The sequence below is a fragment of the Porticoccus sp. W117 genome, from assembly GCF_030341905.1.
In the GTDB taxonomy this organism is placed as follows: domain Bacteria; phylum Pseudomonadota; class Gammaproteobacteria; order Pseudomonadales; family Porticoccaceae; genus SCSIO-12696.
The window spans coordinates 38,947-65,711 of record NZ_JATAAF010000007.1; the positions used below are offsets into that span (position 1 = coordinate 38,947).

Annotated in this window: 19 protein-coding genes; 13 read left to right on the forward strand and 6 right to left on the reverse strand. The window is 52.0% G+C overall.

The genetic code is table 11. From position 1 onward, the window contains the following. Window positions 1-60: 60 nt before the first annotated feature. Complete coding sequence (locus tag QSV34_RS07045; protein WP_289153216.1) at window positions 61-1,722, forward strand: glutamine--tRNA ligase/YqeY domain fusion protein; 1,662 nt, start codon at window positions 61-63, stop codon at window positions 1,720-1,722. Between the two features lie 180 nt (window positions 1,723-1,902). Then, the gene (cysS, locus tag QSV34_RS07050; RefSeq protein WP_289153218.1) at window positions 1,903-3,282 is read left to right on the forward strand and encodes a cysteine--tRNA ligase; all 1,380 of its coding nucleotides are present in this window, start codon (window positions 1,903-1,905) and stop codon (window positions 3,280-3,282) included. Window positions 3,283-3,302: 20 nt separating this feature from the next. Here cysS and QSV34_RS07055 read toward each other — a convergent pair whose 3' ends face one another. Next, window positions 3,303-3,545 (reverse strand): DUF2442 domain-containing protein, encoded by a 243-nt coding sequence (locus tag QSV34_RS07055; RefSeq protein WP_289153220.1) that lies wholly within the window; start codon window positions 3,543-3,545, stop codon window positions 3,303-3,305. A 41-nt stretch (window positions 3,546-3,586) separates the two neighbouring features. Beyond that, the gene (locus QSV34_RS07060) at window positions 3,587-3,856 is read right to left on the reverse strand and encodes a DUF4160 domain-containing protein (protein WP_289153222.1); all 270 of its coding nucleotides are present in this window, start codon (window positions 3,854-3,856) and stop codon (window positions 3,587-3,589) included. Between the two features lie 79 nt (window positions 3,857-3,935). Here QSV34_RS07060 and QSV34_RS07065 point away from each other — a divergent pair, with 79 nt between their 5' ends. The 4 genes from QSV34_RS07065 to QSV34_RS07080 all read left to right on the forward strand — a co-directional run bounded on the left by QSV34_RS07065 (window position 3,936) and on the right by QSV34_RS07080 (window position 9,219). Further along, complete coding sequence (locus QSV34_RS07065; RefSeq protein ID WP_289153224.1) at window positions 3,936-4,931, forward strand: D-cysteine desulfhydrase family protein; 996 nt, start codon at window positions 3,936-3,938, stop codon at window positions 4,929-4,931. A gap of 14 nt (window positions 4,932-4,945) precedes the next feature. Further along, the gene (locus tag QSV34_RS07070; RefSeq protein WP_289153226.1) at window positions 4,946-6,325 is read left to right on the forward strand and encodes an FGGY family carbohydrate kinase; all 1,380 of its coding nucleotides are present in this window, start codon (window positions 4,946-4,948) and stop codon (window positions 6,323-6,325) included. A 141-nt stretch (window positions 6,326-6,466) separates the two neighbouring features. Further along, on the forward strand, window positions 6,467-7,672 hold the full coding sequence (gltS, locus tag QSV34_RS07075) for a sodium/glutamate symporter (protein ID WP_289153227.1): 1,206 nt from the start codon (window positions 6,467-6,469) through the stop codon (window positions 7,670-7,672). Between the two features lie 29 nt (window positions 7,673-7,701). Beyond that, window positions 7,702-9,219 carry a TAXI family TRAP transporter solute-binding subunit gene (locus QSV34_RS07080; protein WP_289153229.1) on the forward strand — a complete coding sequence of 506 codons (1,518 nt, stop codon included), beginning with the start codon at window positions 7,702-7,704 and terminating at the stop codon, window positions 9,217-9,219. A 79-nt stretch (window positions 9,220-9,298) separates the two neighbouring features. Here the strand turns inward: QSV34_RS07080 and QSV34_RS07085 are convergent, their stop codons facing one another. Then, on the reverse strand, window positions 9,299-10,228 hold the full coding sequence (locus tag QSV34_RS07085) for a LysR family transcriptional regulator (protein ID WP_289153231.1): 930 nt from the start codon (window positions 10,226-10,228) through the stop codon (window positions 9,299-9,301). 275 nt (window positions 10,229-10,503) lie between these two features. Between QSV34_RS07085 and QSV34_RS07090 the strand changes: the two genes are divergently transcribed. From QSV34_RS07090 to QSV34_RS07115, 6 genes are all read left to right on the forward strand, one after another. Continuing rightward, window positions 10,504-13,620: a TonB-dependent receptor domain-containing protein gene (locus QSV34_RS07090; protein WP_289153233.1), complete on the forward strand. Its 3,117-nt coding sequence runs from the start codon at window positions 10,504-10,506 to the stop codon at window positions 13,618-13,620. A 275-nt stretch (window positions 13,621-13,895) separates the two neighbouring features. Continuing rightward, window positions 13,896-15,095 (forward strand): M14 family metallopeptidase, encoded by a 1,200-nt coding sequence (locus QSV34_RS07095; RefSeq protein ID WP_289153234.1) that lies wholly within the window; start codon window positions 13,896-13,898, stop codon window positions 15,093-15,095. Between the two features lie 49 nt (window positions 15,096-15,144). Continuing rightward, window positions 15,145-16,464 carry a type III PLP-dependent enzyme domain-containing protein gene (locus QSV34_RS07100; RefSeq protein ID WP_289153236.1) on the forward strand — a complete coding sequence of 440 codons (1,320 nt, stop codon included), beginning with the start codon at window positions 15,145-15,147 and terminating at the stop codon, window positions 16,462-16,464. Window positions 16,465-16,569: 105 nt separating this feature from the next. Further along, window positions 16,570-18,330, forward strand: coding sequence for a gamma-glutamyltransferase (gene ggt, locus QSV34_RS07105; protein WP_289153238.1), 1,761 nt, complete (start codon window positions 16,570-16,572; stop codon window positions 18,328-18,330). Between the two features lie 7 nt (window positions 18,331-18,337). After that, window positions 18,338-19,936, forward strand: coding sequence for an N-acyl-D-amino-acid deacylase family protein (locus QSV34_RS07110; protein ID WP_289153240.1), 1,599 nt, complete (start codon window positions 18,338-18,340; stop codon window positions 19,934-19,936). Then, window positions 19,926-22,043: a CapA family protein gene (locus tag QSV34_RS07115; protein ID WP_289153242.1), complete on the forward strand. Its 2,118-nt coding sequence runs from the start codon at window positions 19,926-19,928 to the stop codon at window positions 22,041-22,043. Before QSV34_RS07110 ends, QSV34_RS07115 begins: the two co-directional genes overlap by 11 nt. 49 nt (window positions 22,044-22,092) lie before the next feature. On the opposite strand, the gene QSV34_RS07120 is transcribed toward QSV34_RS07115, so the two are convergent. Next, on the reverse strand, window positions 22,093-22,680 hold the full coding sequence (locus QSV34_RS07120; RefSeq protein ID WP_289153244.1) for a hypothetical protein: 588 nt from the start codon (window positions 22,678-22,680) through the stop codon (window positions 22,093-22,095). Between the two features lie 108 nt (window positions 22,681-22,788). On the opposite strand from QSV34_RS07120, the gene htpG reads away from it, so the two are divergent. Next, window positions 22,789-24,705 (forward strand): molecular chaperone HtpG, encoded by a 1,917-nt coding sequence (gene htpG, locus QSV34_RS07125; RefSeq protein ID WP_289153246.1) that lies wholly within the window; start codon window positions 22,789-22,791, stop codon window positions 24,703-24,705. Between the two features lie 101 nt (window positions 24,706-24,806). Here htpG and ppk2 read toward each other — a convergent pair whose 3' ends face one another. Both ppk2 and QSV34_RS07135 read right to left on the reverse strand, forming a co-directional pair. After that, a complete protein-coding gene (gene ppk2 / locus QSV34_RS07130; RefSeq protein WP_289153249.1) occupies window positions 24,807-25,805 on the reverse strand; it encodes a polyphosphate kinase 2 in 999 nt (332 codons plus the stop codon). 80 nt (window positions 25,806-25,885) lie between these two features. Beyond that, window positions 25,886-26,746, reverse strand: a complete 861-nt coding sequence (locus tag QSV34_RS07135) for a PHP domain-containing protein (protein WP_353738369.1) — start codon at window positions 26,744-26,746, stop codon at window positions 25,886-25,888. Between the last annotated feature and the right edge of the window lie 19 nt (window positions 26,747-26,765).

Sequence of the window (26,765 nt, forward strand, 5' to 3'; positions counted from 1 at the left end):
TTTAACTGAGCTCGAGATCCTTCGCTGCGCTCAGGATGACGTAAACTTTGAGTACAAGTAATGTCAGACGACGCAAAACCCCTCAACTTTATCCAGCAAATCATCGAAAAAGACTTGGCCGAGGGCAAAGTCAGCAAGGTGGTGACCCGCTTCCCGCCGGAGCCCAATGGTTACCTGCATATTGGCCATGCCAAGTCCATCTGCCTGAACTTTGGTCTGGCTCAGCAATACGGTGGCGTATGCAACCTGCGTTTTGACGACACTAATCCGGAGAAAGAGGAGCAAGAGTACGTTGATGCCATCAAGGAAAACGTGCGCTGGCTGGGCTTTGACTGGGATGGCGAGGTGCGCTTTGCCTCCGATTACTTCGACCAGTTCTATGAGTGGGCCAAATACCTGATCACAGAGGGCAAGGCCTATGTGTGCGAGCTGAACGCGGAACAGACCCGCGCGTACCGCGGCACCCTCACCGAACCGGGTAAAAACAGCCCTCATCGGGATCGCCCGGTGGAGGAGAGCCTTGCCCTGCTGGAAGCCATGCGCAATGGCGACAAGGAAGAGGGCAGTATGGTGTTGCGGGCCAAAATCGATATGGCGTCCCCCAATATGAATCTGCGTGACCCGGTGATGTACCGCATCCGCAAGGCCAGCCACCATCGCACCGGCGACAAGTGGAATATCTATCCGGCCTACGATTTTGCTCATGGCCAGGAGGATGCTATCGAGGGCATCAGCCACTCCATCTGCACGTTGGAATTTGCCGCCAATCGACCACTGTACGACTGGTTTATTGAAAACCTGCCTGTGCCCAGCGAGCCTCACCAGTATGAATTTGGCCGCCTCAATATCAACTACACAGTGACCAGTAAGCGCAAGCTCAAGAATCTGGTGGATGACGGCCATGTGGATGGCTGGGACGACCCGCGTATGCCGACCATTTCCGGCTTGCGCCGTCGCGGTGTCACTCCAGCGGCAATTCGCAACTTCTGTGATTCTTTGGCGGTGGCGAAAACCGATGGCATCGTCGATATGGCGCAATTTGAGTTCTTTATTCGCGAAGACCTCAACGACAATGCGCCTCGGGCTATGTGTGTGCTCGACCCGGTAAAATTGGTGTTTTCGAATGCGGATGCAGCGGAAACGCTTAGCGCACCGACACACCCCAACAAGCCGGAGCTGGGCGAGCGCAGCCTGCCATTCAGCTCAGAAATTTATATCGACCGCGCCGATTTCAGTGAAGACACCACGCTGTCTCGCAAGAAGTTCAAGCGCCTGGTGTTGGGGGAGTACGTTCGCTTGCGTGGCGCCTATGTGATCAAGGCCGACGAGGTTATTAAAAACGAGCAGGGCGAGGTGACTGAGCTGCGCTGCTCTATTGTTCCCGGAACAGTCGGCGAAAACCCGCCGGAAGGAATTCGTCCGCGAGGTGTTATTCACTGGGTGGATGCCAATGACTGTATCGATTGCGAAGTTCGCCTGTACGATCGTCTATTTAATGAAGCGGCGCCGGACAGTGGTGATAAAAACTACCTGGATCATATCAACCCGGATTCGTTGAAAGTGCTCACCGGCTGTAAAGGTGAAGCTGGCCTGAAAGCGGCTGTTGCGGAGCACACTTATCAGTTTGAGCGGGAAGGGTACTTCTGTCGAGACTCGAAAGATCACGGTGATAAGTTGGTGTTTAATCGCACTATTGGTTTGAAAGATAATTGGAAGAAATAGCCGTTCGACGTTTGATGTTGGACGTTTGACGTAATTCAAAACATCGTCATTCCCGCGCAGGCGGGAATCCATCTGGCTACTTCGCCGGATGTATGGATCCCCGCCTGCGCGGGGATGACGTAGTGCGAGGCTTGCGTCCAACATCCAACATCCAACGTCCAACAAAGCGTTGGACTCAAAATGACCTTAAAAATATACAACACTCACAGCGGCCAAAAAGAAACCTTTACCCCCTTGGAAGAAGGCAAGGTAAAGATGTACGTCTGTGGCCCCACGGTTTACAACCGGGTGCATATTGGCAATGCCCGCCCGGTGGTGGTGTTTGACACTTTGTATCGCGTACTTAAATCGTTGTACGGCGAGGTAACGTACGCTCGCAATATCACCGATATTGACGACAAAATTATGCAGGCCGCCGCAGAGAATGGAGAGGATATTTCCGACTTGTCGGCCCGCTATGCCCAAGCGTACTTCGAGGATATGGCTGCGCTCAATAACCTGGAGCCGGACATTATTCCCTACGCCACTCAACACCTGCCGGAAATGATCGCCATGATCGAGCGCTTGATCTCCACCGGCAATGCCTACGCAGCGGAAGGTCATGTATTGTTTGCGGTGCAGTCTATGGACGACTACGGCAAACTGTCCAATCGCTCACTGGAAGATATGCTGGCCGGTGCTCGTGTGGAAGTGGCGCCGTACAAAAAATACGCTGGCGATTTTGTATTGTGGAAGCCGTCCAGTGACAGCGAGCCAGGTTGGGATAGCCCCTGGGGCCGTGGCCGCCCTGGCTGGCACCTGGAATGTTCAGCGATGATTGAAAAGCACTTGGGCGACACCATTGATATTCACGGTGGTGGCCGCGATTTGGTTTTCCCTCACCACGAAAATGAGATTGCCCAGAGTCAATGCTCCCACGGTGGCCAGCAGTTTGTGCGCTACTGGATGCACAACGGTTACGTAAATATCGACGGCGAGAAAATGTCCAAATCCCTGGGCAATTTCCGCATGGTTAACGAGCTGCTGAAAGAATATCCTGGTGAGCTGCTGCGCTTTGCGCTGCTTTCTGCCCACTATCGTTCCGATGTGAATTTCAATGCCGACATGTTGGACAGCAATTGGAAAGTGCTGGATAGCTTGTACGGTGCCCTGCGCGATGCACAAGATGTTGAAACGGTCGATGCGGATTTATCTGGTAGTGCTTTTCTGGCAGCGTTGCACGACGATTTAAATACCCCGCTGGCCATTAGTGAATTGCATCAGATGGCGCGGGAATTAAACAAAGCGGAAGGTGCTGAAAAAGCCCACAGCAAAAGTCGCCTGCTAGCCGCTGGTGCCATGCTGGGTGTATTGCAAGGTGATGCGGAACAATGGTTTAAACAGTCTCGCGGCGGTGAAGAAGGGTTGTCTGAGCAGAACATTGAAGCTCTGATTGCCGAACGGGTAGATGCTAAAAAATCCCGCGACTTTGCCCGCGCCGACGAAATTCGCGATGAGCTGCAGGCTGCTGGTATTGTGCTGGAGGATTCTCCTGAAGGTACCAAGTGGCGGCGGGGGTAGTCGCCACTATCGCAAGGGGTTTAGCTGCAATATTCTGTACCCAACAGGTAAAGTGTATCTTTGCTTAAGTCCTGCGAATTTGGCCATTCGACTGAGCCAAAGGCAACGCGAATCTTGCTGAAATAGGTTTTATCTTTCAGTTCCTTGAATATGCCCTTATCCAGATAAGGGCTGACATCGAATTCCTTGACTTCGTTGTTGGCGAAAAATATTTTCAGGCGATAACCCGCAAGTGGCTCGACTTTTACAACGTCTGGTGTCACGAGTAAATTCCTTTGAATAAGTGCCTTTAAGAAGTTACAAACTATCTTAGTGGGTCTATTTTAAAAACCGCATCACCGTTAATAGCAAGCTGCCAGTCAGCCATTAAATCTTCTTGGTGTATCTCGACCCAGGCCTCTACCAGCTTAAGTTTCGCTTTTGGCAAATTGCCATCCAACAGATTTCCGCTGGGTATTTCGATGACTGCGCACTCATCCTGATAGTGAACATGAATATGCGGTGCATGGTGCCGCTGGTTATCAAAGTAGTACATCCTGATAATTAAGCCGTAAAACATGGATATAGTTGGCATAACGCTTCCTCTTCCCTAAGAAAATGAATTACAGGCTATACTCTGCTGCCTACAGGATCAACCGCACTTCGTATTTAATATGCTCAATCTCCCGCAAAGACTCTCTCTTGCCCAGCGCAATACCCCGCTGCAATTTCTGCCGCGCCTTTCCTCTGAGGTAGGCTGCAATATCTGGGTCAAACGGGACGATATGACCGGGTGTGGCCTTACTGGCAATAAAGTTCGCAAGCTGGAATTTACTCTTCACCATGCTCTGTCAGAGGGTTGCGATACCTTGATTACCTGTGGCGGAGTGCAGTCTAACCACTGCCGTGCTACCGCTTTGCTCGGTGCTCAACTGGGTATGAAGGTACATCTGGTTTTACGAGGCGGCCCGGCGGAGGCGGAAGGCAATCTGCTGCTGGATAAATTGTCGGGCGCAGAAATCAGCTTTTATCCACCGCGGGAATACATCCCTAATCTGGCAGAAATCCTTTCTCATTGGAAAAGTCATTACCAGGCTCAGGGAAATAAAGCCTGGGTGATTCCTACCGGTGGCAGTGATGGTCTTGGCCTGTGGGGTTATATCAGTTGTGCCCATGAGTTGGCCGAGGATATTGCTCAGGCGAATATCAAACCTGCGGCGATTGTTTCTGCCTCTGGCTCCGGCGGCACCCAGGCGGGACTGACCGTTGGTGTCGCCGATGCCATTGGCCCGGAATTACAGGTCATTGGTATGGCTGTTTCTGATGACAGTGCTTATTTCGTTAATAAAGTGAAAGAAGATATTGACGATTGGCGCAGGCGCTACGGGTTCGAAGATGTTGCCTGGCTGGATGCTCTTAATGTATCGGTGAATGCCGACTATATCGGGCCCGGTTACGGAGTAGCCGCCCAGCCGGTATTCGATACCATTAAACGCCTGGCCAAGCTGGAGGGCATTTTGCTCGACCCGGTATATACCGGCAAGGCGTTTCACGGCCTGCTCAGCGAAATCGAAAAAGGCCGCTTTGCAGCGGGTAGCGATCTGGTGTTTGTGCACACCGGTGGCTTGTTTGGCCTGTTTGCTCAGAGGGAGCAGTTGGGGTTGGCTTAGATTGCAGGAGCGTTATGTATCTGGTACTTGATCAAGGTGGCCAAAGTTCTCGGGCGGCACTTTTTTCTGAAAGTGGCGAGTTGGTTCATCTGCACCAGCAACCAGTCAGTACCAGCACGCCCACTAATACATCAAGAACGGGATGGGTAGAGCAAAGCCCAACGGAAATAATCCAGTCGCTGCGCCACTGCCTGGCGCAAATCAATGATGCTTCAGCCATTAAAAGTGCTGCTTTGGTCACTCAACGCTCGAGCTTTCTTTGCTGGCGTAAGGATACCGGGGAGCCATTGACGCCAGTGATCAGTTGGCAGGATACCCGCGGGGCACAGCTTCTTGGTGCCTTGCAGTTATGCCCGGATGAGGTGCGTCAGCGCACAGGGCTGTTTCCCAATGCCCATTTCGGTGCCAGTAAAATCGCCTGGTGTTTGCGCCAGGTTCCAGCGGTGGCGGAAGCCTTGGCGCAGGGACAGCTGTATATTGCCCCACTCAGTACCTATATTCTTCAGCAGCTGACGGAAGAAGATTCTTTTCTTGTGGATGCCTGCAATGCCCAGCGGACACTGCTTTACAACATTGCACAGGAAGCCTGGGATACGCATTTGTTACAGAGTTTTGGCGTGCCTGCGGATGTGTTGCCGGGTATTGGTACTGGGGCTGAGGCTTGGGGTCATTTACGCGTGCAAGGCCACAAAGTGCCGGTAAATCTTGTCAGTGGTGATCAAAATACCGCCTTTATTGCCCTCGGACAGGGGGGTTCCAAGACGGCGGTAATCAATGCGGGCACCGGTGCTTTTATTGGTGTACCCACCAGCGATCCGCAGGGCATCCCGCAACGCTTGTTGCAAACCATTCTGCCGGATTGCGGCTACATTGCAGAAGGTACCGTAAACGGTGCCGGGCGGGCATTGGCAACCATGGCCGGGCAGCTTGAATGTGCCATGGACAATATTGCTCCTCTCGGTGAAGGCGACCTGCTGTTTTTAAATGGAGAAGGAGGCTTGGCCGCGCCTTACTGGCAAGCTGATTTTACTTCGCGTTTTATTGGTCAGGGGTCGGCGCAGCAAAAGTTGGCCGCTGTGCAGGAGAGCATTGTTTTTCTGCTGTACCGCTGTTTTCTGGAAACCGGGGCACTAGGTGAAGGCATTGAACGGCTGAAGGTGGCCGGAGGACTGTCTCAATCCGATCAGTTTTGCCAATCTGTGGCTGACCTGTTTCAAAAGGTGGTTATAAAGCCTGATGTGGTGGAGGCCTCCGCCGCCGGTGCCGCGATGCTACTCGCCGGCAACCACCAATGGCCCAGTGCGGGAACCTTTTTTCAGCCACAATCTGATAATGTGCCGAGATTGCGCTTTGATCGCTGGCAGAAAGCATTGGAATCTGCCCTGAACGGGTAGAACCGGATTGAATCCCGCATAACCTTGAGCTATAAGTTTAAACCAATGAGCAGTGCGACTTTGTGAGCGCTGAGCTAGGATGGATGGTCGCATCGGGGTAGGTGCAAAAACAACTACATATCACAACAAAGATAATCTGCTATGGACATTACGGTAAATCTCCTGGGTACATTGCTGATAGCGCTGATTATTCTCGCTATTGGTTACGTGCTTTGCCACAAAGTGGCTTTTCTGAGTCGCAACAGTATTCCCGAACCGGTGGTAGGCGGCCTGGTGTTTTCGGTGCTGTCCGCCGTTGCCTATTCGGTGTGGGATATTCAGTTTGATTTTGATATGAGCTTGAAAAGCCCGCTGATGGTGATGTTCTTTACCACCGTGGGTTTGGCCGCCAGCGTCAAGCTATTGATTAAGGGCGGGCCGAAAGTGGTTCTGTTCCTCGGGGTTGCCACCCTGATGCTGATTCTCCAGAACAGCATTGGTGTATTGATGGCGACATCCGCCGATATGCACCCGCTCTATGGCCTGGTAATTGGTTCGGTCACGCTTTCCGGTGGGCATGGTAACGGCGCCACTTATGCGGCTCTGTTTGGCAGCCATTACAACCTGCAGGGCGTGCTGGAAATCGCCATGGCCGCAGCGACCTTCGGCCTGGTGCTGGGTGGCATGATCGGTGGCCCGGTTACCGAGCGGCTGCTGAAAAAACACAACCTGAAGCCTACCGCAGAACATATCGAGCCGGATGACATGGTGACGTACGACATGGACGATAAAGACATCGTCACCCCTCGTCGTATGATGGAAACCCTGTTGATTCTGGCGGCTTGTATGCTCGGTGGTGCCTGGTTGCACGGCGTTGTTGTGGCAGCCGGCTTGGTCTTGCCGTCATTCCTGATGCCGCTGCTGCTGGGTGTTGTGGCCACCAATCTGTGCGAATTGAGCGGCAAATACAAAATCAGCAATGGCTGTATCGACTTGTGGGGCACCATGTCACTGTCCATCTTCCTGGCCATGGCAATGATGTCGCTGCGGGTTTGGGAATTGTTGGCTCTGGCCGGGCCCATGCTGCTGATTATTGCTGTGCAGGTGATGGCGGTGATGATGTTTGCCTACTTTATTACCTTCCGGGTGATGGGCAAGACTTACGACGCGGCGATTATGGCCGGCGGTCACTGTGGTTTCGCCATGGGGGCAACGCCCACGGCGGTGGCCAATATGGAGGCGCTGGTGAACCGTCACGGACCGTCGCCCCAGGCCTTCCTGGTGGTGCCCTTGGTGGGAGCGTTCTTTATTGATATCACCAATGCACTGGTGATTCAGCTGTTCCTGGCATTCCCATTCGTACTATAAGGCTGTAACAAACAAGGCGAGATTACACCATGAAAAAATTTGCTGTTGCCGCACTTATTGCTGCTGTCGTTGCTTTGACAGGCTGCTCTCGCGGCCCGGATGTGAGTAACTTGCAGGGAGACCTGCAAAAACGCCTGGACACTACCTTTGGCGAGGGTTTGTTCAAGGTCACTGAATTCCGCCGCTACGGCTCCCAACCGCTTTCAGCTGCGGAGAACGACAGCCGCGACCGTATTGCGATCTATTACAAAGCCGATATTGAGTTGCAGAAAGACCACCGCTTTTCCGACTGGAGCGGTCAAAACCGCGCCACCCTGTATCAGGTGCTGGGGTCGGCGGAAAAAGGTGTTGAAGGGGTGGTTGATAAGGGTAATCAAAGCGGCGATGTGATTACTGCTCACGGCTTGAGTGTGTACGCCGACGACAACGACGCCTGGGTGTCAGTATCCGCTGCTGGTACAGAGTCTGAACAGTTGGCCAGCACCGGCAAGCCGGGCCTGGTTTCGGAGATCGATGCCAGCGTTAATCCCCGCGACGCAGTGATGCCAACCAGCTGGCAGCAAAGAGCCGCTGGTGAATTGGCCAGTGTCGCTGAAGACCTGGATGAGCGCGGCATGACGGTTGAGAGCAGCGCGCTGCGCTCCGGCATGCGTTCACTGCTCACTGAAGCCAGTTTGAAAGTGCTGAAAGAGAAGGGCGTCAATACGCTGGTAAGTGGCACTCAGGGGGGGGATTACTACGCCCTGGGTGAGGGTATTGAAAAAGCCATGGGGCAAGCGGCAGTGAAGGTGACTGCAGTGGCCTCCACCGGTGCTCGGGATAATCTCGCGCTGTTGCGTCAGCAACTGACCGGCTTTGCCATTACTCAAAGTGATCTGGCGATTGCTGCCTATACCAGCACCGGGGCATTTGAGCGCAATGGCAGTGAGTACATTCGCGCTCTGGCCAGCCTGTACCCCGAGCCGGTACAAATACTGGTGCGCGCAGATGCGGGTATCGACAGCTTGGCGAACTTGGCTGAAAAGCGCGTCAACATCGGCCCTGATGGCAGCGGTACTCAGGGCAATGCCCGGCAGATACTGACCTTGGCAGGCGTTGACTACCGCGATTTCAGTACCTATGAATTAAGCATCTCGGTTGCCGAACTGGTAGCTGGTAATCTGGATGCGGTGTTTGTGACCAGCGCTTCCCCCAGTAACTACATGCGCGGTGTTGGCGAAAACATTAAGTTGCTGCCCCTTGGCAAACAGTTGGTTGATAGCCTGATCTCAGGTCGCAATGGTTATGTGGCCCACCAGATTCCGGCAGGCACATACCCCGGAGTAGACGCGCCGGTCGACACCGTGGCGGTGACTGCCTTACTGGTGGCGGACCTGGAAACTCCGGATGCTCAGGTAGAAGCTGTGCTCAATGGTTTGTTTGACAGTTCCGTTGAACTCAGCGCCTTCGGCGAGCGTGGCGCCAGTCTGGATCGTAGCAAGGCACTTTCCGGAGTGGCTATTCCTTTGCATCCGGTGGCGGAGAAGTATTACTCGAAAGGTGAATGACGTCACCGATTGCTGATTTTCTCATCAGAATAGCCCGGCAAGAGCGAGCCGTTCTTGCCGGGCTATTTGCTTTTTGTATTTACGCAGGCCCTTTATGCAACGTCTCCTGATTGAGACGGTGCAAATCCTCGAAGGCAGTTTTGATGTATTCGAGAAAGTCTTCCGAGGCTTTCGACAGTGGGTGATTGCCGTGGTAGAAACACTTTAGCTCAAACTCTACGGGTGGAGTGAAACCGTGGCTGACCACGTTTTCCATACCCAGGGCATTGGCGGTAAATTCATCCAGAATCGAATACCCCAAGCCCCTGGAAACCAGGCTTTTCGCCATATAGTAAGTTTGCGCGCGAATAAACGCATTGGGGATTGGGTGTTTGTCTTCGGTAAAGCGTTCGTTGAGCAGATCACCGAGAGGGCCACTGTCGAAGATCGAAATATAGTTGTCCGCAGAAATATCCGACAGCTTAATGCGGTTGTCGCTGTCTGCTTTGGTTACCCCATCAGTGGATACGTGTACCAGCTCCCCGGAGCCGATTTGTCGTGATTCAATGCCTGGATGGTCGCGGTCGGTAAAGACTACTCCGAGATCGTTTTCGTGCTCATACAGTGAGTCAATCAGCTCACCATAATGTTTGGTTTGCACATCGAAGGTAATTTGTGGGTACTTGGCGTGAAAGCGCTCAATAGCTAACGGTAACAAGTTAAGGCCCAGTGCGGGCATGCAGACCACGCGGATATGACCGTGGGTATGTTCTTTCAGGTTTTCGGCAGTCTTTTTAATGGTGCCGATTTGCTGGTATATTTTGCGCACCTCCTCAATCAGGGAGTGCGCTTCAGAGGTGGGCACCAGCTTGCCTTTAACGCGCAGAAACAGTTTAAAACCCAGTTGCAACTCGGCGTGGCTGAGCACTTTACTGACCGAGGGTTGGGATACGTGCAAAAGGCGGGCGGCATCAGATATGGAACCGGTGTTATACACCGCATGAAATACTTCGATGTGTCGTAAACGCATGTTTTAGAAAGTCATTGTTATTGTGTATAGCCTATAGTTATACCTTTCAAGCGTTTAGTCAATCAATGATTTACCCCTAAGGGGGAAGTTTTCTTCATTCATATAGTCTTCCAGGACATCTTCTCTATTACTATTGGTTATAGGCGGGCTAACTAGTGTTAGTGGCAAAGGCGCTGGTTTCTGTCTAAATTTAGTACCGACGTGTCTAGAAACGTCAAATTTTTACGGTTTAAACCAAACTTTCAAGATCAAGAAGTAAATGAGGGGTAATAAAGATGGCTATATCCAAAAAGTCAAAACTCAGCTCTCTGTTTGCAAACGGGCTTACGTCCTGCTGCTCTCTGCTGGTTATGGCGCCGCTTTCCATGGCGTTTGCAGAGGAAGACGATGCGGTAGTTGATGAAGAAATTGTTGCGGTTGGTTCGCAGATTAAAGGCGCCAATATTGAAGGCTCTTTGCCAGTTTCTGTATTGAATGCAGACGATATTGATCTGACCGGCGCTACCTCAGGTGATGAATTGCTTCGTTCCATTCCGCAGATTGGCTCGACCGGGTTCGGTGATTCTCGTGGCGGTATTACCGGTGTGAATGCGGCACGTGGTGATGTGGGCTCGGTAAACCTGCGTAGCGTAGGTGAGGGTAATACTCTGGTACTGGTGAATGGTCGCCGTATGGTGAACCACCCAATTACGCAAAACAGTAGTTTTGATAGTGTGCCCATTGCCTCTGTAAACAGTAATACCCTGCCTGTAAGTGGTATACAGCGCGTTGAGGTGCTTAGAGACGGTGCTGCTGCACTGTATGGCGCTGATGCCGTAGCTGGCGTAATTAACTACGTTCTTAAAGATAATTACGAAGGTAGTGAACTTACCGTTCGGTACGGTAATGAAACAGATACCTCCCGTTCAGAGAAAAGCATCAGCGGTGCCAAAGGTTTTGTCTTTAATGACGGTGCGACTAACTTGTTGCTAACCGGTGCTTTTACCAAGAAAAATGGCTTCCTTGCGACTGAAAAAGACTACACCGCTGATGCGAATGGCCTCAACCGCGCACCAGCAGAGTTTGTAACCTCCAGTGCCGACCGCCTGGATGGGCGCTCAGGACTGCCAGGATTGCCTAGAGTGAGGTTCTTTGATGCTAACGGCGATACTGTTGCATTCACTAACCCTAATGATGGTTCTACTGATAGCTTGGTACGCTTAAGACCCTCGGATGTTTCTGGTTTTCAGGATGCCCTTGGCCGACAAGGCCCCGGTGCGGGAGAGTGCTTAACAATCGCAGGTACTACACCAACCATTAATGATGGCGTCCAAGACCTTTGCTTTGACGATCATTCTGTTGGTAGAGGTCAACTGTTTCGTCAAAACCGAAATACTTTCCGCACCATTTCTCCTGATGTTGAGAGATTTAATGTTTTTGGTTTCCTGAATCACGAACTGGAAAGTGGTAATGAGGTATATAGTGAAGTTGCCTATTACTACTCAAAAGCCTACAGGCAGTGGGAGTCTGCTGCGCTATTGTCCGGCCGCCGTCCTTTCGTATCGGCGGATTATTACTGGAACCCATTAGGCCCTGTTACGTTTGATGATGGGCGCGTAAACCCCAACCGTATTGCTGGACTGGACCCCAGTGTGGTTCCGGTAGAAGGTCTCGGATTTGAATTGGCCAATTACCGTGCACTGGATGCTGGCCCACGTAAAGTGGAAGTAACCGGGGAAAGCTACCGATTTTTAATCGGTTCTAAAGGTACTTTGGGTAGCAGTGAATGGGATTACGATACGGCGCTTTTGTACAGTGAGGCAGATGTAACTGATACTTCGAGAAACCGTATCAATATTAATCTCTTCCAACAGCAGCTCTTGCTGGATACCCCGGACGCGTATAACGTTTTTACCGGTTTGGATCCGTCTGACCCAGCAAGTCCGCTGGATTCAACACCAAACCCGCAGTCAAGCATTGATCCTTTCCTGACTTCAATTGACCGTCAGGCGAAATCTACCATCAAATTGGCAGATTTCAAGGTGTCCAATGGTAGCTTGTTCAGCCTTCCCGCTGGCGATGTAGGTATTGCCTTGGGTGTTGAATGGCGTGAAGAGGAGTTGAACGAAGACAACGATTCACTGTTTGATGGGTCAACACCATACTTTGACCCTTTAAATGTGCTTACAGACGCCGATGGTAATGTAATACCTAACAACCTCAGTAGTGCTGCAGGTAGTAGTGTGCGTTTGGATTTCGGTGGTGACAGAAAAATTATTTCTGCTTACGCTGAATTACTGGTGCCAATTTTGGCAGATGTGCCAGGCGCACAATCATTAGACGCTCAAATCGCTGTTCGCCATGAAGACTTTAATGATTTTGGTGGCATTACTCGACCTAAGATTGCACTGTCTTGGCGCCCGGTTGATTGGTTGCTGTTCCGCTCTGCATTTTCCGAGGGCTTCCGTGCACCAAACCTGGTTCAGCTCAATGTTCCAGGGCTTTCAATTACAACGGGTGTTGATGATTTTGCTTTGCAATCAATTAATGACGGCCAGTTGAATTTGAATGAGGGCGTTGAAAATGGTAACTACACCCTGACCACTGCGGGTAACCCGGATCTTGAACCAGAAGAGAGTGAAAACACCAGCTTTGGTTTTGTACTGACCCCTGCTGATGGGCTGACTATTACCCTGGATTACTGGAAGATCGAAGCCACTGGTACAGTGGGTCGTCTGGATGATGAAGATGAATCCAGACTGGATGCTCTGTTTAGAAGTCAGGGTTCGTCTAACCCCAATGTTGTTCGTGGCGCACCTACCGTCGACAACCCTCTGGGGCGTATTGAGCAGATATTCCTGAGATTCCGTAATGTAAACTCTCGTGAGTTCGATGGTATCGACTACGCTGTGAACTACAACTGGGATACCGATATCGGTACTTTTGATGTCAAGTTCAACGCTGCTCAGCTGAAGACCTTTGATCAGCAGCCAGGTGCAGACGGTGATTTGCTCGTAGCCGCAGGTGTTGATCCCGCTACTTTGGGTTCCGCAGTAGGCTCCCAGCTTGAGAGGGAATTCTTCCCCGAATGGCGTGGTTCTCTCGGCGTGAACTGGCGCAGTAACGATGATGTGTGGGGAGCTAGCTTGTTTGGTAGCTACGTAGGAGAAGTATTTGAGCCGCTGGTACGCAATGCAGACGGTGATTTCTACTTCCTGCCATCCCATACTACCTTCAATGCGGCTGTGACCCACAGAGGATTGTTTGGCGAAGGCAGTACCGTTCGCTTCGGCATCAATAACCTGTTTGACAGAGACCCACCCCTTGCAGCTGAGGACCTGGGTTTCGAGGGTGAACTTCACTCCAATGTTGCACGCTACCTCTCACTGAGTGTGACAAAAACTTTTGACTGATCTAAATAGTATTTAGTGTCTTGAGCCGGGAAGCATTTGCTTCCCGGTTTTTTTTGCTTATGTAAATGTTGCTGGCACAGAGTCTTGTTTATTAGTCAGTAGCAGCCGGGGTGGCCACCATAGCCAAAATGCATATCCATCAGAAACACTAATAATAGAAAGTTTCCCAGCAACTACTAAGATAGGTCTTGGATACTTTTAGCTTCCATCCGAGGCTTGGAGGAGAGTTTCTCCTCCCTTTTTATTTTTTATAACGATTAGTAAAAGGTGGGTTTGTGTTGGTAATACGGATTCTGTTGGCCTCTGTTTTAGCAGTATTTCTGACCGCCTGTAATGAAGAGCAAGTTGCCAGTGTGCCTGATAATAGTCCACCTGATGATAAAGCGGCTTGTCAGTACGATGGTGTGGCCTTTTACGATAACTTTCAGATGGCGCGAATCGATGGTTGCCAGCAAATTAGTGCCACAGAATTTGAGTTAACTATTGAGCCGGAATCTCTGCCGGCGCACCACAGCCCCTGGTACGCTTTCCAAGTATCTTCCGATCGTGAGCAGCGCATTTCAGTGACCCTGAAATACACTGAAAAAGCTCACCGCTATGCCCCAAAAACCAGCCTGGATAAAAAATCCTGGGCCCTGGTTCCCCAAGATCAGGTTGTAGAGTTGGACGAAGGTAAATCTGTTCGCATCGGACTCGATGTTGGGCCGACACCCATTTACGTAGCCGGTCAGGAAATCATCGACAACGATGACTACGACCAAATGGAGTTGTTGCTGGCCCAAAAGCCGTTTGTTACACGTACCCAAATTGGGAGTAGCGAGCAGGGTCGTCCTATCTATAAGCTGGAAACCAATAGCTCAGACAGTGGTGATTTTCTGGTGCTGACCGGCCGCCAGCACCCCCCGGAAATTACCGGCGCTTTGGGAATGTTGCATTTTGTCGATGTTCTGATGGCGGATACGCCGCTGGCGCAGGAATTTCGCAGCAAAGTGAATCTGTTGATCGTGTTTAATATGAACCCCGATGGTGTTGAGCACGGTCATTGGCGCAAAAATGTTAATGGCATCGACTTGAACCGTGACTGGGGGCCAATGGAACAGGCAGAAACCCGCGTGGTGATTAACGAGTTGCAACGGTTTTTGGATACCGAAAAAGAACGGATGCGTTTTTTTGTGGATTTTCACTCCACAGGTAAAGACGTAATTTATACGCTGAAAGACAGCGAGCCAGCGGACGCAGAGGAAACCATCTTCCGCTGGATTGGAATGATAGATGAACGCCTGCCAGAACATCCGGTAGTTACTGGTGGCAGTTACAATCCTGCCAAGTTTCTTTCCAAAAATTACGTTTTTAAAACGTTTGGTGCACCCGCGGTAACTTACGAAATGGGCGATCATACGGATCGAGAATTAATCCGTACAAAGTCCGTTGCTGCGGCAGAAGAAATGATGAAGTTATTGCTGAGCAAGCAGTAACCGTCAGTAACGATTTTTTGATTACAATTTTTATAGTCAAGGGGGACTTATGAACGACCACGAATTTGAAACTGAATACGGTTCTGCTATCACCAACAATGTGGAATACGAACTGCTGACTAAAGCGGCTATTGCCAATGGCTTTCTGCAACCTGAAAAGCCGCTGGTAGGTTTTATCAATATCGAGGGCGTGCGCAAAACCACCGCCGACCTGAAAGCGGCATTTCCCAGCCACTTTAGCCACCACTTTGCGGTTAAAGCCAATGGCATGACACCAGTGTTAAGCCTGCTGCGTGAGTGCGGGATTCTGGCGGAAACGGCCAGCCCCGGCGAACTGCAGCAAGCGCTGAAAGCTGGATTTACCGGCAAAGACATTGTCTTTGATGAGCCAGCGAAGACCGAATACGTTATTCGCGAAGTGATTTCCCTGGGAGCTGCGCTGCATATCGACAACTTCGAAGAAATGGAGCGAGTACGCGCCATTATGGCAGAGCAGAATGATTACACCGGTGAAATTGGTTACCGCATCAACCCTCAGGTGGGCAGTGGCAAAATCAAAGCCATGAGTACCGCTGGCGCTCACTCCAAGTTCGGCGTACCTCTGGAAGACGAAGGCAATCGTGAGCAGATTATTCAGGATTACCTGGCTCATCCCTGGATGAAAACTGTGCACACTCATGTGGGTTCACAGGGCTGTCCGTTTGACCTGATTGCTCAGGGACTTAACAAGGTAGTGGCACTTGCCAAAGAAGTGAACGAGCGCGCCGGTGAGCAGCGCATTGAGTCCATCGATATTGGTGGTGGATTGCGTGTTAATTTCTACAGCGACAAGGTGACTCCTACCTTCCAGCAATACGCGGACTTTCTGAAGGAAAATGTTCCTGACCTGTTCACCGGTGAGTTCCGTATTAAAACTGAATTCGGCCGCTCCATGATGGCCAAGAACGGTTCTATTCTGGCCCGTGTGGAATACGCTAAAAACAGTGGTGGGCGTCATATCGCCACAACTCATGCAGGCTCGCAAATCGCTGCCCGCACCACCTTTATGCCGGAATCCTGGCCCCTGCGTCTTTCTGCCTATACGCCAGAAGGGGATTTCAAAAACGGCGAGTGTGTTGAACAGGATGTTGCTGGCCCCTGTTGTTTTGCCGGTGATGTAGTGGCCCACCAACGCAAAATGCCCAAGCTGGAAAGCGGCGATTGCATCATGTTGCACGACACCGGTGCCTACTACTTCTCCAATCCGTTCTATTACAACTCCCTGCCCACTGCGGCGGTATACGGCTATACCATCAATGATGGTCAGGTCGAATTTGTTCAGTACCGTCGTCAGCAGACAGTGGAAGAAATGATGGCGATCATTGGGTAATTGAAGTAACCCTGTCATCCTTATATTCTTGATGCCTTCACCCTTCGCTGTGCGAGGGGTGAAGGGCAAGTCGTCATTCCACAGGTTTATCACAGGACAGCTATAATGCTTCAACGCCGAGCAGTGTTTTCCCGCAAATTTTCTCTGATCCTTTCTTTTCTTCTTGTTTTTTCTCCGCTTGCCAACAGCGCAGGCAGCCACGTAGACAACAGCGCCGCTATTATTCGCTACGACACCATCCACCACCCGGTGATTGGCACCGGCGGTATGGTATCCAGCCAGCGCATGATTGCCAGTGAAGTGGGTGCAGAAATACTGCGCAAAGGTGGCAATGCCATCGACGCAGCTGTAGCAACCGGCATTGCTCTGGCGGTTACCTTGCCCCGCGCCGGTAACCTGGGCGGCGGTGGTTTTATGGTGATTCACCTGGCAGAAGAAAATAAAAATATTGCCCTGGACTACCGGGAAATGGCGCCTGCTGCTGCACATCGGGATATGTTCCTGGATGCGGACGGCAATGTGGACAACCAAAAAGCTCAGTTCAGCCACTTGTCTTCCGGCGTTCCCGGCACTGTCGCTGGCCTGGCTCTGGCGCTTGAAAAATACGGCACCATGAAGTGGAAAGACGTGATCAAGCCTTCTATCAAACTGGCGCAAAAAGGCATTGTGGTTTCCTACGACCTGGCAGAGAACCTGAAAAAGCGCAAAGTCTGGCTTACTGGCAACGCGGCTACTGCTAAAGCCTATTACAAAAAAGGCGGTGTGCCTTACGAGCCCGGTGAAATAATGCGTCAGCCGGAATTGGCATGGTCGTTGAAGCGCTTGGCAAAGTACGGCCCGGAAGAATTTTATAAAGGCAAAATCGCCGAAAAAATCGTTGCAGATATGAAAGCCAATGGCGGCTTGATTACCATGGAAGACTTGGCCAATTTTAGAGTGGCCGAGCGGGAAGTGGTGTCCACCAGCTACCGTGGCTACGAAGTGATTTCCATGCCTCCCACCAGTTCTGGTGGCGTGCATGTTGCTCAGATGCTCAATATTCTTGAGCATTTCCCCATCGGTGAAATGGGAGCGGGCAGCGCTGATGCTACCCACCTGCTGGCGGAAGTGATGAAGCTGGCCTATGCGGATCGCAGTGAGCATTTGGGCGACCCGGATCATTACCCGGTGCCCATCAAGGGATTGACCAGCAAAGCTTACGGCAAAGAACTGGCGGGCAAAATTTCACTGGATAAGGCGCTGTCTTCTGATGAAATCAAACCTGGAAACCCCGCGCCTTACGAAAGCCCTGACACCACCCACTTTTCGGTGATGGATGCCCAGGGTAATGCGGTATCCAATACTTACACCCTGAATTTTTCCTACGGCTCTGGAATTGTGATTCCCGGCACCGGCATTTTGATGAACAACGAGATGGATGATTTTTCATCCAAACCCGGCGTTCCCAATGCCTTTGGCCTGGTGGGCGGCGAGGCGAACTCTATTCAGCCTACCAAGCGCCCGCTAAGTTCCATGACTCCGTCCATGATCCTTAAAGACGGCAAGCCGTTTGTGGTAACTGGCAGCCCCGGTGGCAGCCGTATTATCAGCACCGTATTGCAGGTGTTGGTGAATGTGATGGACCACAACATGAATATGGCAGAAGCCATTCACGCGCCTCGAATTCACCACCAGTGGTTGCCGGATCAGCTGGAATTGGAACCGGGTTACAGCCCGGATACCATCAAGCTGCTCAAGCAAAAAGGTCAGAAAGTGCAAAAAGGCCAGACCATGGGTAGTGTGCAAACCATTATGTGGAAAGATGGCCGTTTTTATGGCGCCTCTGATCCCCGCCGCCCGGATGCGGGTACCGTAGCGGCTCAGTGAGGAAACTATGAAGTTAAAAGCGGCGAAATTAAAAGCGGCTTGTGCGGCACTGTGCACCACTCTGTTAGCCCTGTGTGCGTGTACACCAGAGAAGCAAAGTGAAGCGTTAAACCTCGATACCCTGATTGTTAATGGCAATGTCTATGCTGGCAAAAACCAGCCAGCCAGTCAGGTAGCAATCGGTGTTAAAGGAGATCGCATTGTTTTTGTTGGTGATCCTGAAGGCCAAAACCTGGTGGCGGCACGTACCATTGATGCGGCAGGTAAAGTCGTCGCCCCCGGTCTGATTGACCCCCATACCCACAGCCTCAGCGATTTCACGGATTTGCGCGACAACGGCAAAAACGCCAACCTAAATTATCTCACTCAGGGTGTTACCACAGTCTTTAATGGCAATGACGGCGGTGGCCCCATTAAAACCGGCGACTTGATCCGTTCGCTCAATAAGCGTGGCTTGGGCACCAATACTGCCTTATTTATTGGCCACGGCGCCGTGCGCAGGCATGTGATGGGTGAAGAAAATCGCCACCCAACAGATGCGGAACTGGACGCCATGAAAGCGCTGGTAGCTGAGGCCATGGAGCAGGGCGCTTTGGGCCTTTCAACCGGCCTTTTCTATGTGCCTGGCACCTTTTCCGATACCGCCGAAGTGATTGAGCTTGCCAAGGTGGCGGCTGAGTACGGCGGTATTTATGAAAGCCATATTCGTGACGAGAGCTCCTACAACATCGGTGTGGTAGCGGCGGTTCAGGAACTGCTGGATATTGGCAAAGGCGCCAATATTCCCGTGCACATTGCCCATATCAAAGCGCTGGGTGTGGATGTGTGGGGCGAAAGTGCGGCTATTGTTGATCTGGTTGAGAAGGCTCAAGCCAACGGTCAGGTCGTGACAGCAGACCAATACCCCTGGAATGCTTCCAGCACCCGTTTACACAACGCCGCTGTGCCCAGTGAAGTGCGAGCTGGTGGTTATGAGCAGTACAGCAAACGCTTGCAAGACCCTGAGCTATTACCGGAAATTCGTGCGGGCATTGCCGAAAACATTCGCCGTCGCGGCGGGCCGGAATCATTTTTGATGGTGCAGGGGGAAGTGCCTGAAATCATTGGCAAGACTCTGAAGGAATTGTCTGAAGAACAGGGCAAAGACCCAGTCACCGTGGTGATTGAAAATGTGCTGAAAGGGTCTGTAGGGATTGCCTCGTTCAATATGAATGAAGAGGATATCGGCCACTTTATGGTGCAGCCTTGGGTAATGACCAGCTCAGATGGCACAGATGGCCATCCACGTAAATACGCGAGTTTCCCCAGGAAGTACCAAAATTACGTGAAAGATAAAGGCATTATCAGCGAGCAGGAGTTTATCTATCGCAGCTCCGGCATGGTGGCGGACACTTTCAAAATAGCCGACAGAGGCTACCTGCAGGAAGGCTATTTTGCGGACATCGTCATTATCGATACAGATAACTTCCGCCCGGTGGCGGATTTTAAAAACTGGAATAAGCTCTCCGAAGGTGTTGTATACGCCTTGGTGAATGGCGAGGTGGCAATAGACAATGGCAAATACACCGGTACTTTGGCGGGCAAGGCGCTGCGTCGTGCAGACTGATACTGCAGTTGTTTCCGGTTTTTACCGGCATCGAGGCCGGGTTGCCGGCTCCATGCTGGCAATTCTCTTGTTGGTTGGTTTTGTTGCCGTTGCGGTTGTTCTAAAGGACAACGATTCGACTACCGACGAAACCCAAGGGCCGAAAATTTCCCTGTCTGGAGCCGTCAACGACGAATTGGGCCAGCCACTGGCCTTTGGTGCGCTGAGTGTTAACGGGGTATCACTGGCGACCATTGAAAACGGTCAGTTTCAGGTGTCGGTGGACAGCACTCCTGTGTATCAATTGCGCTTCGAGGCACCAAAGTTTTACCCCATCACACACACGTTTTCTCGCGGTGAACTGGTAGATAACGACGGCAACATTCCCCCGGTTACCCTGGTGGCCCGCAAGCCCGGTCGTACCATGTTTGCCTTTGGTGGCGATGTGATGGCCGGGCGGCGCTACTACAAGCCACTCACAGACGATCAACCATTAATTCGCCCGGAAAGTGAAACGGCGGACACCATCAAGTTACTGGAAAATATCAAACCTTACCTGGTGGATGCGGATATTGCCTCCGCCAATCTGGAAATCGTGGTCGCGGCGGAAAAACCTAAAGTAGAGACCCCAAAAAGTGTGATCTTCTACGCTCGGCCACCATTGATTGATGCTTTGAAACAGGTGGGTGTGGACTATGTCACCTTGGGCAATAACCACGTTTACGATTTTGGCGATGAAGGCGTCGTGGTTACCCAAAAATATCTGGATCAGTACCAGATGCCGTATTCCGGTGGTGGCCTCAATGAAGAGCAAGCCCTTAAAGCTCATCAGATGGTGCATGGCGACAATCGTTTTCAGATGCTTGGCTATGTGGGCTGGAAAGGCAACTTCAGTCCTAACCAGGTTGCAGAAGCGGATAAAGGTGGTGCTGCCTGGGGTAGTGAGGCGAACATTGAGGCCACGGTAAAACGGGAAGCAGCCTCGGGTAATCCAGTGGTGGTGCAATACCACGGCAGCAACGAATACACCTATGAGCCCACCGAGGAAACCGTTAGCCGGGCGAAACTGGCTATCGACTCCGGCGCCGATTTGGTGGTGATCCATCACCCTCACGTGGTGCAGGGCTTTGAAATTTACAACGGCAAATTGATTGCCTATTCCCTGGGCAACTTCCTGTTTGATCAATACTTTCAGGAGACCCATCGCTCCGCCATGCTCTATGTGTGGATGGACGGCGAACAGTTTGTACACGGCGAGGTGGTGCCGCTGTATGTGCAGCATTACCAGACCACTCCGGCAGTAGGGGCGGTCAGGCAGCACGTATTGCGACGTGTTGGCCACCAATCCAGCCTGGCGGGTTTGACCTTGGGTAGCAGTGGTGGGCACAGCACTATTAGCCCGGCGGGTGCCGCTCAGACAGGTGAACCCCAAACCCAAACCCAATCGTTGGTGGATGGCCAATGGTCAGGCCGCGTCCTTGCGGATTGGCAACAACGCCTGGTGACAGTAGAAGGCGGTACCAGTTGTCAGCTGGGGAGGGATTTGTTGGTGACCGGTGGTTTTGAGTCAGCACCGGTACTTCCGGAAAATCCCGGTACCTGGAATTTTAGTGATGGCAGCGGTTTGCGGGTTGGCGATACCCACAGTGGTGATTTGGCGGTAGAGCTGGCGCCTCTGCCAGGTGGCAAAAGTCATATGGTGACCCGTGGTTTCCATCGCCTGGTCGAGGCCGAAGACAAGGCCACACACAGCTTTACCGGCATGATTTATTCTGAACAGCCACAAAGCCTGGATGTTTGCCTGGAATACGCACCCAGAGCGCAGTCATTCACTGCATCTTTGGATAACGCGCCGCTGGAGTGTCTGGGAACCATTGCCACCGGAAGTGGCGAGTGGACGCCTTTTACCTTTGACTTCCCACCGGTTGATCATGAATTGCTGAAAGGCTACCGGATTCGCCTGCAAAGCAAGGGGGAGCTTGCTGCACCAGTGCGTGTGGATGACCTTTCCTGGACTGCCTGGCAACAGCCGGTGGATTGCAGCGAACTGCCTTCCGGTGAGGTGACCAATTTTGATCGTCTGAAGGTGAGTGGGGAAGGGCAATCGGTTCGCATTGTTACTCAATAATGCTCGTCATCCTGGGCCGCGCAGCGGCTCAGGATGACAGCGACGACTTTCACTGCAACAACGCCAGCTTAATCGCCTTTAAATCCATCGCCGCCAAAAACTCCTCCAAAACAGCCTCATCACTGAGGTTCTGACCTTTGACCTGTAAAAGAATCTGCCCCGCCAGCATCAAGGTGATTTCCACCGAGTTTCTCTCTTTGCGTTTGATGCCTTTGTTGCGCTGGTAGCGAAACGGCTCTGCATTGGGGTCGCTGCGCAGCAGCATGGGGTTGTTGATCATGGCGCCCAACCCGGTGACCATGGGGGAATTGGCGCTGATGCTGATTTCAACGCTCTCACGGCCCTTGCGGTAGCGTTTCGACATATGGGTGCCGCCACCCATCATCGCCATGGCGGCGTTGTTGTGTTCTACATCCTCCGCCTTCCAGCCCTCTAAAGGCTCTGGTAAAAGCTGGGCGTTGTCTTTGTCCAGCTTGCTCTGTATCTGCGATATGGCGTATTGCAGCTCGTCAATGGCAGCCTGGTAGTCTTTGTCGTTGTAGGCCTCGATGCCCAGCTCAATCTGCTCGGTTACTTTGTCAGCAAAGGCAGGGGAGGCAAGCAGCAGGGCAGCGATCAGGGGAAGGGTGGTTTTCATGGCTATCTCCTTATATCTCCTTGTATTAGATAAAAGTGTAGCCCTTGAAAGTCGGAAACTCGACCCAATTTACCTGTCATCCTGTTTTTTCCACGGAGCAATAACACCATGAGCGATACTGCCACCCAGACAGAAACCCACGGTTTTCAGACAGAAGCCAAGCAGCTTCTCCACCTGATGATTCACTCCCTGTACAGCAACAAGGAGATTTTCCTGCGAGAGCTGATTTCCAACGCTTCTGATGCCGCCGACAAGCTGCGCTTTGAAGCACTGGAAAATGCTGACCTGTTCGAAAACGACAGTGACCTGAAGGTACGCATTACCGCTGACAGTGAGGCCAACACCATTACCATCAGCGACAACGGTATCGGCATGTCTCGGGAAGAGATCATCGATAACCTGGGCACCATCGCCAAGTCAGGTACCGCGCAGTTTTTGTCTTCCCTGAGCGGTGACCAGAAATCCGATTCCCAGTTGATTGGCCAGTTTGGTGTGGGTTTTTACTCCGCTTTTATCGTTGCCGACAAAGTGGTTGTTGAATCTCGCCGTGCCGGTGACAGCGCCGATGCCGGTGTGCGCTGGACTTGTGAAGGCGAAGCGGAATTCCAGGTGGAAAGCATTGAACGCGCCGAACGCGGCTCTGCCATTACCCTGCACCTGAAAAGCGATGAAAGCGAATTCTCCAATGACTGGCGCCTGCGCAGCATCGTGAAAAAATACTCTGACCACATCGCCGTGCCGGTAGAGATGGTCAAGCCAAACTATTCAAACCCCGAAGAATCTGAAGACGATAAAAAAGAAGACAAGCCTGTCGAATTTGAAGTGGTTAACAGCGCCAAAGCCATGTGGACTCGCTCCCGAAGCGAGCTGAAGGACGAAGACTACAAAGAGTTCTACAAGCACATCGGCCACGACTTTCAGGATCCGCTGGTATGGAGCCACAACCGGGTGGAAGGCAAACTAGATTACACCAGCTTGCTGTACGTACCGGCCCACGCGCCTTTCGATATGTACAACCGTGATGCACCGAAAGGCCTGAAGCTCTACATTCAACGCACTTTTATCATGGACGACGCCGAGCAGTTCCTGCCTCTGTATTTGCGTTTCGTTAAAGGTGTGGTGGATTCCGCTGATCTGCCTCTCAACGTTTCCCGTGAAATTCTGCAGCAGACTCCGGCGGTGGACAGCATTCGTTCCGCACTGACCAAGCGGGTACTGGATATGCTGGGCAAACTGGCCAAGCAGGAAGGGGACGACTACCAGAACTTCTGGAACACCTTTGGCCCGGTATTAAAAGAAGGCCCGGCGGAAGACCACGGCAACAAGGAAAAAATTGCCGGCCTGCTGCGCTTTGCCTCTACCCATACCGGCAACAGCGACCAGACTGTGGCGCTGGCAGATTATGTTGAGCGCATGAAGGAAGGCCAGGAGAAAATCTACTTTCTCACCGCCGACAGCTACAGCGCTGCCCAGAACAGCCCCTACCTGGAAGTGTTCCGCAAGCACGGCATTGAAGTACTGCTGCTCACCGATCGCATCGACGAGTGGCTTATGAGCTACCTCACCGAATTCGACGGTAAGTCTTTTCAGGATGTGGCTCGCGGCGAACTGGATCTGGGCAAGATCACCGGTGAAGAGGAAAAGGCCGAAGACGACAAGCCCTCTGAGCAACAATCCGCATTGGTAGATCGTGTTAAAGAACTGTTGGGCGATACCGTGGAAGATGTACGCACCAGTAATCGCCTGACCGATTCACCTGCGGTACTGGTGGTGGGCGATCAAGACGTTGGTATGCAAATGCGCCGTATCCTCGAAGCCGCCGGTCAGGATGTGCCTGAGAGCAAGCCGACTCTGGAAATCAACGCCGATCACGATCTGTTGAAACAACTGGATGTGGAACAGGATGAAGATCGCGCGGCGGATCTGGCCCAATTGATGTTCGAACAGGCGCAACTGGCCGCTGGTGAGCAGTTGGAAGATCCTTCTGCCTTTGTGCAGCGTTTGAACAAGTTGTTGTTTAAGTAACTTATTCGTCATTGCGAGGAGCGCAGCGACGCGGCAACCTAGTGACTTTTATCAACAAAGACACTGGATCGCCGCGCTGCGCTCGCGATGACAATATTGCTTTACCTCCGCTGTTTCGGATGCAACGATTTCCCCAGAATATGCTCGCTGTTGCCAATCACATGGGCGCTGTGACCGACAATTAGTGGATCCGGACCTTTCTCTATTTCTCTGTCTTTTCCCGTGTAGGGCAAACTGGCGAGAAAATGCGCCATGGTGTTGAGTCGCGCGCGTTTTTTGTCGTTGGATTTAATCACCGTCCAGGGCGCATCAGCGGTATCGGTGTAAAAAAACATGGCTTCCTTGGCCTCGGTGTAATCGTCCCATTTATTCAGTGACGCTTTATCAATCGGTGACAGCTTCCATTGTTTCAATGGATCATTTTTACGGGCGGCAAAACGCTTGGCCTGTTCTTCTTGGGTCACTGAAAACCAGTATTTAAACAAGCGAATACCAGAGCGGGTCAGCATACGTTCAAACTCTGGACACTGGCGCATAAATTCCAGGTATTGGCTGGGGCTGCAGAAATCCATCACCCGTTCCACACCGGCGCGGTTGTACCAGGAACGGTCGAATAAAACAATTTCGCCAGCAGAGGGCAGGTGTTGTACGTAGCGCTGGAAATACCATTGGGTACTCTCAGCCTCTGTGGGCTTTTCCAGTGCCACCACGTGAGCACCCCGTGGGTTGAGGTGCTCCATAAAGCGCTTGATGGTGCCACCCTTGCCGGCGGCATCGCGGCCCTCAAAAATAACGACGATCTTCTCGCCACTTTCCTTGGCCCAGCGCTGGGCCTTGAGTAATTCGGTTTGCAAAAACGCTTTGTGTTTTTCGTAGCGGCTGCGACTCAATTTGTTTTTGTATGGGTATTCCCCGGTCTCAAAAGAGCGGCGAATGGCCTCACTGTCGTGGCGCAATTCAGACAGGCGATGGCGACCGTCGGTATTGCGATCAGAGGCCGGTGGCAGCTGTGCATCTTTTAGTGCAGCGTCGTAATCGCTGGAATTGTTGCCGGCATTCTCAGAGTTGGCTGAGGTGTTGTGAGGGCGGGTTGCGTCCATCGCAGTCTCCTTGTTGTAGGGTTTATCCTTTAATTATAGAAGCCGCCAAATGTTGGTGATGATTTTGGGGTTGATGCAAATCAATCAAGTTGTGCTTTGTTTTGGTGGGAAAAGTCTAAGTGCGAAAATACCGTGTCAACCGTACTCGGCAGAGTAGAGTACATCCCCAGCTCTGCCCAGCGGGTATCCGGGTGATGAAAGTCGGAACCGCAGGAGGCCAACAGGCCACTCTGTTGGCAGATGTCTGCCATTTTGCGGCTTTCCTGGGGCGTCTGTTTGCCAGACACCACTTCCATGGCTTGCCCGCCAAGTGCTTTAAAATCTTGCACCAGAGCCAGCAGTTTGGTTCGTGTTAATTTGTACTTTAGCGGGTGCGCCAATACGGCTACACCGCCAGCGTCCAGAATCCACTGAACGGTCTGTTCCAGGCTGGCCCAATGTTGTTTTACATCGCCGGGTTTGCCGTCGCCCAGGTATTTTTTAAAAGCTTGTTGGCTGTCCTTTACTTGACCGCTGGCCACCAGATAACGGGCGAAGTGAGGGCGCCCCAATTGCCCCCCAGCAGCCAGTTGTTCAACTTCTTCCAGCGGGCAACGGAGACCGCTTTTGGTTAATCGTTCGGCAATTTTCTCAGCCCGCAACTGGCGAGCCAGGCTTTGTTGTTGCACGGCTTCTGCAATGGCGGCGGATTTCAGGTCGATACCCAGGCCGACAATATGTACCCCTCGTTTGCTCCAGGTGGACGATATTTCAATGCCGGGTATCAGTGTTAGCGGGCATGCTTTCCAGTCAATCTGCTTGTAGGCCGCTACCGTATCGTGATCGGTAATCGACAAGTGGGTCACACCGTTTTCATGGGCGCGCTGCACCAATTCATCAGGCGTCAATGAGCCGTCCGATGCGGTGCTGTGGCAATGGAGGTCGAATTTTATTGCAGACACTGGATTGCTTCGCTGCGCT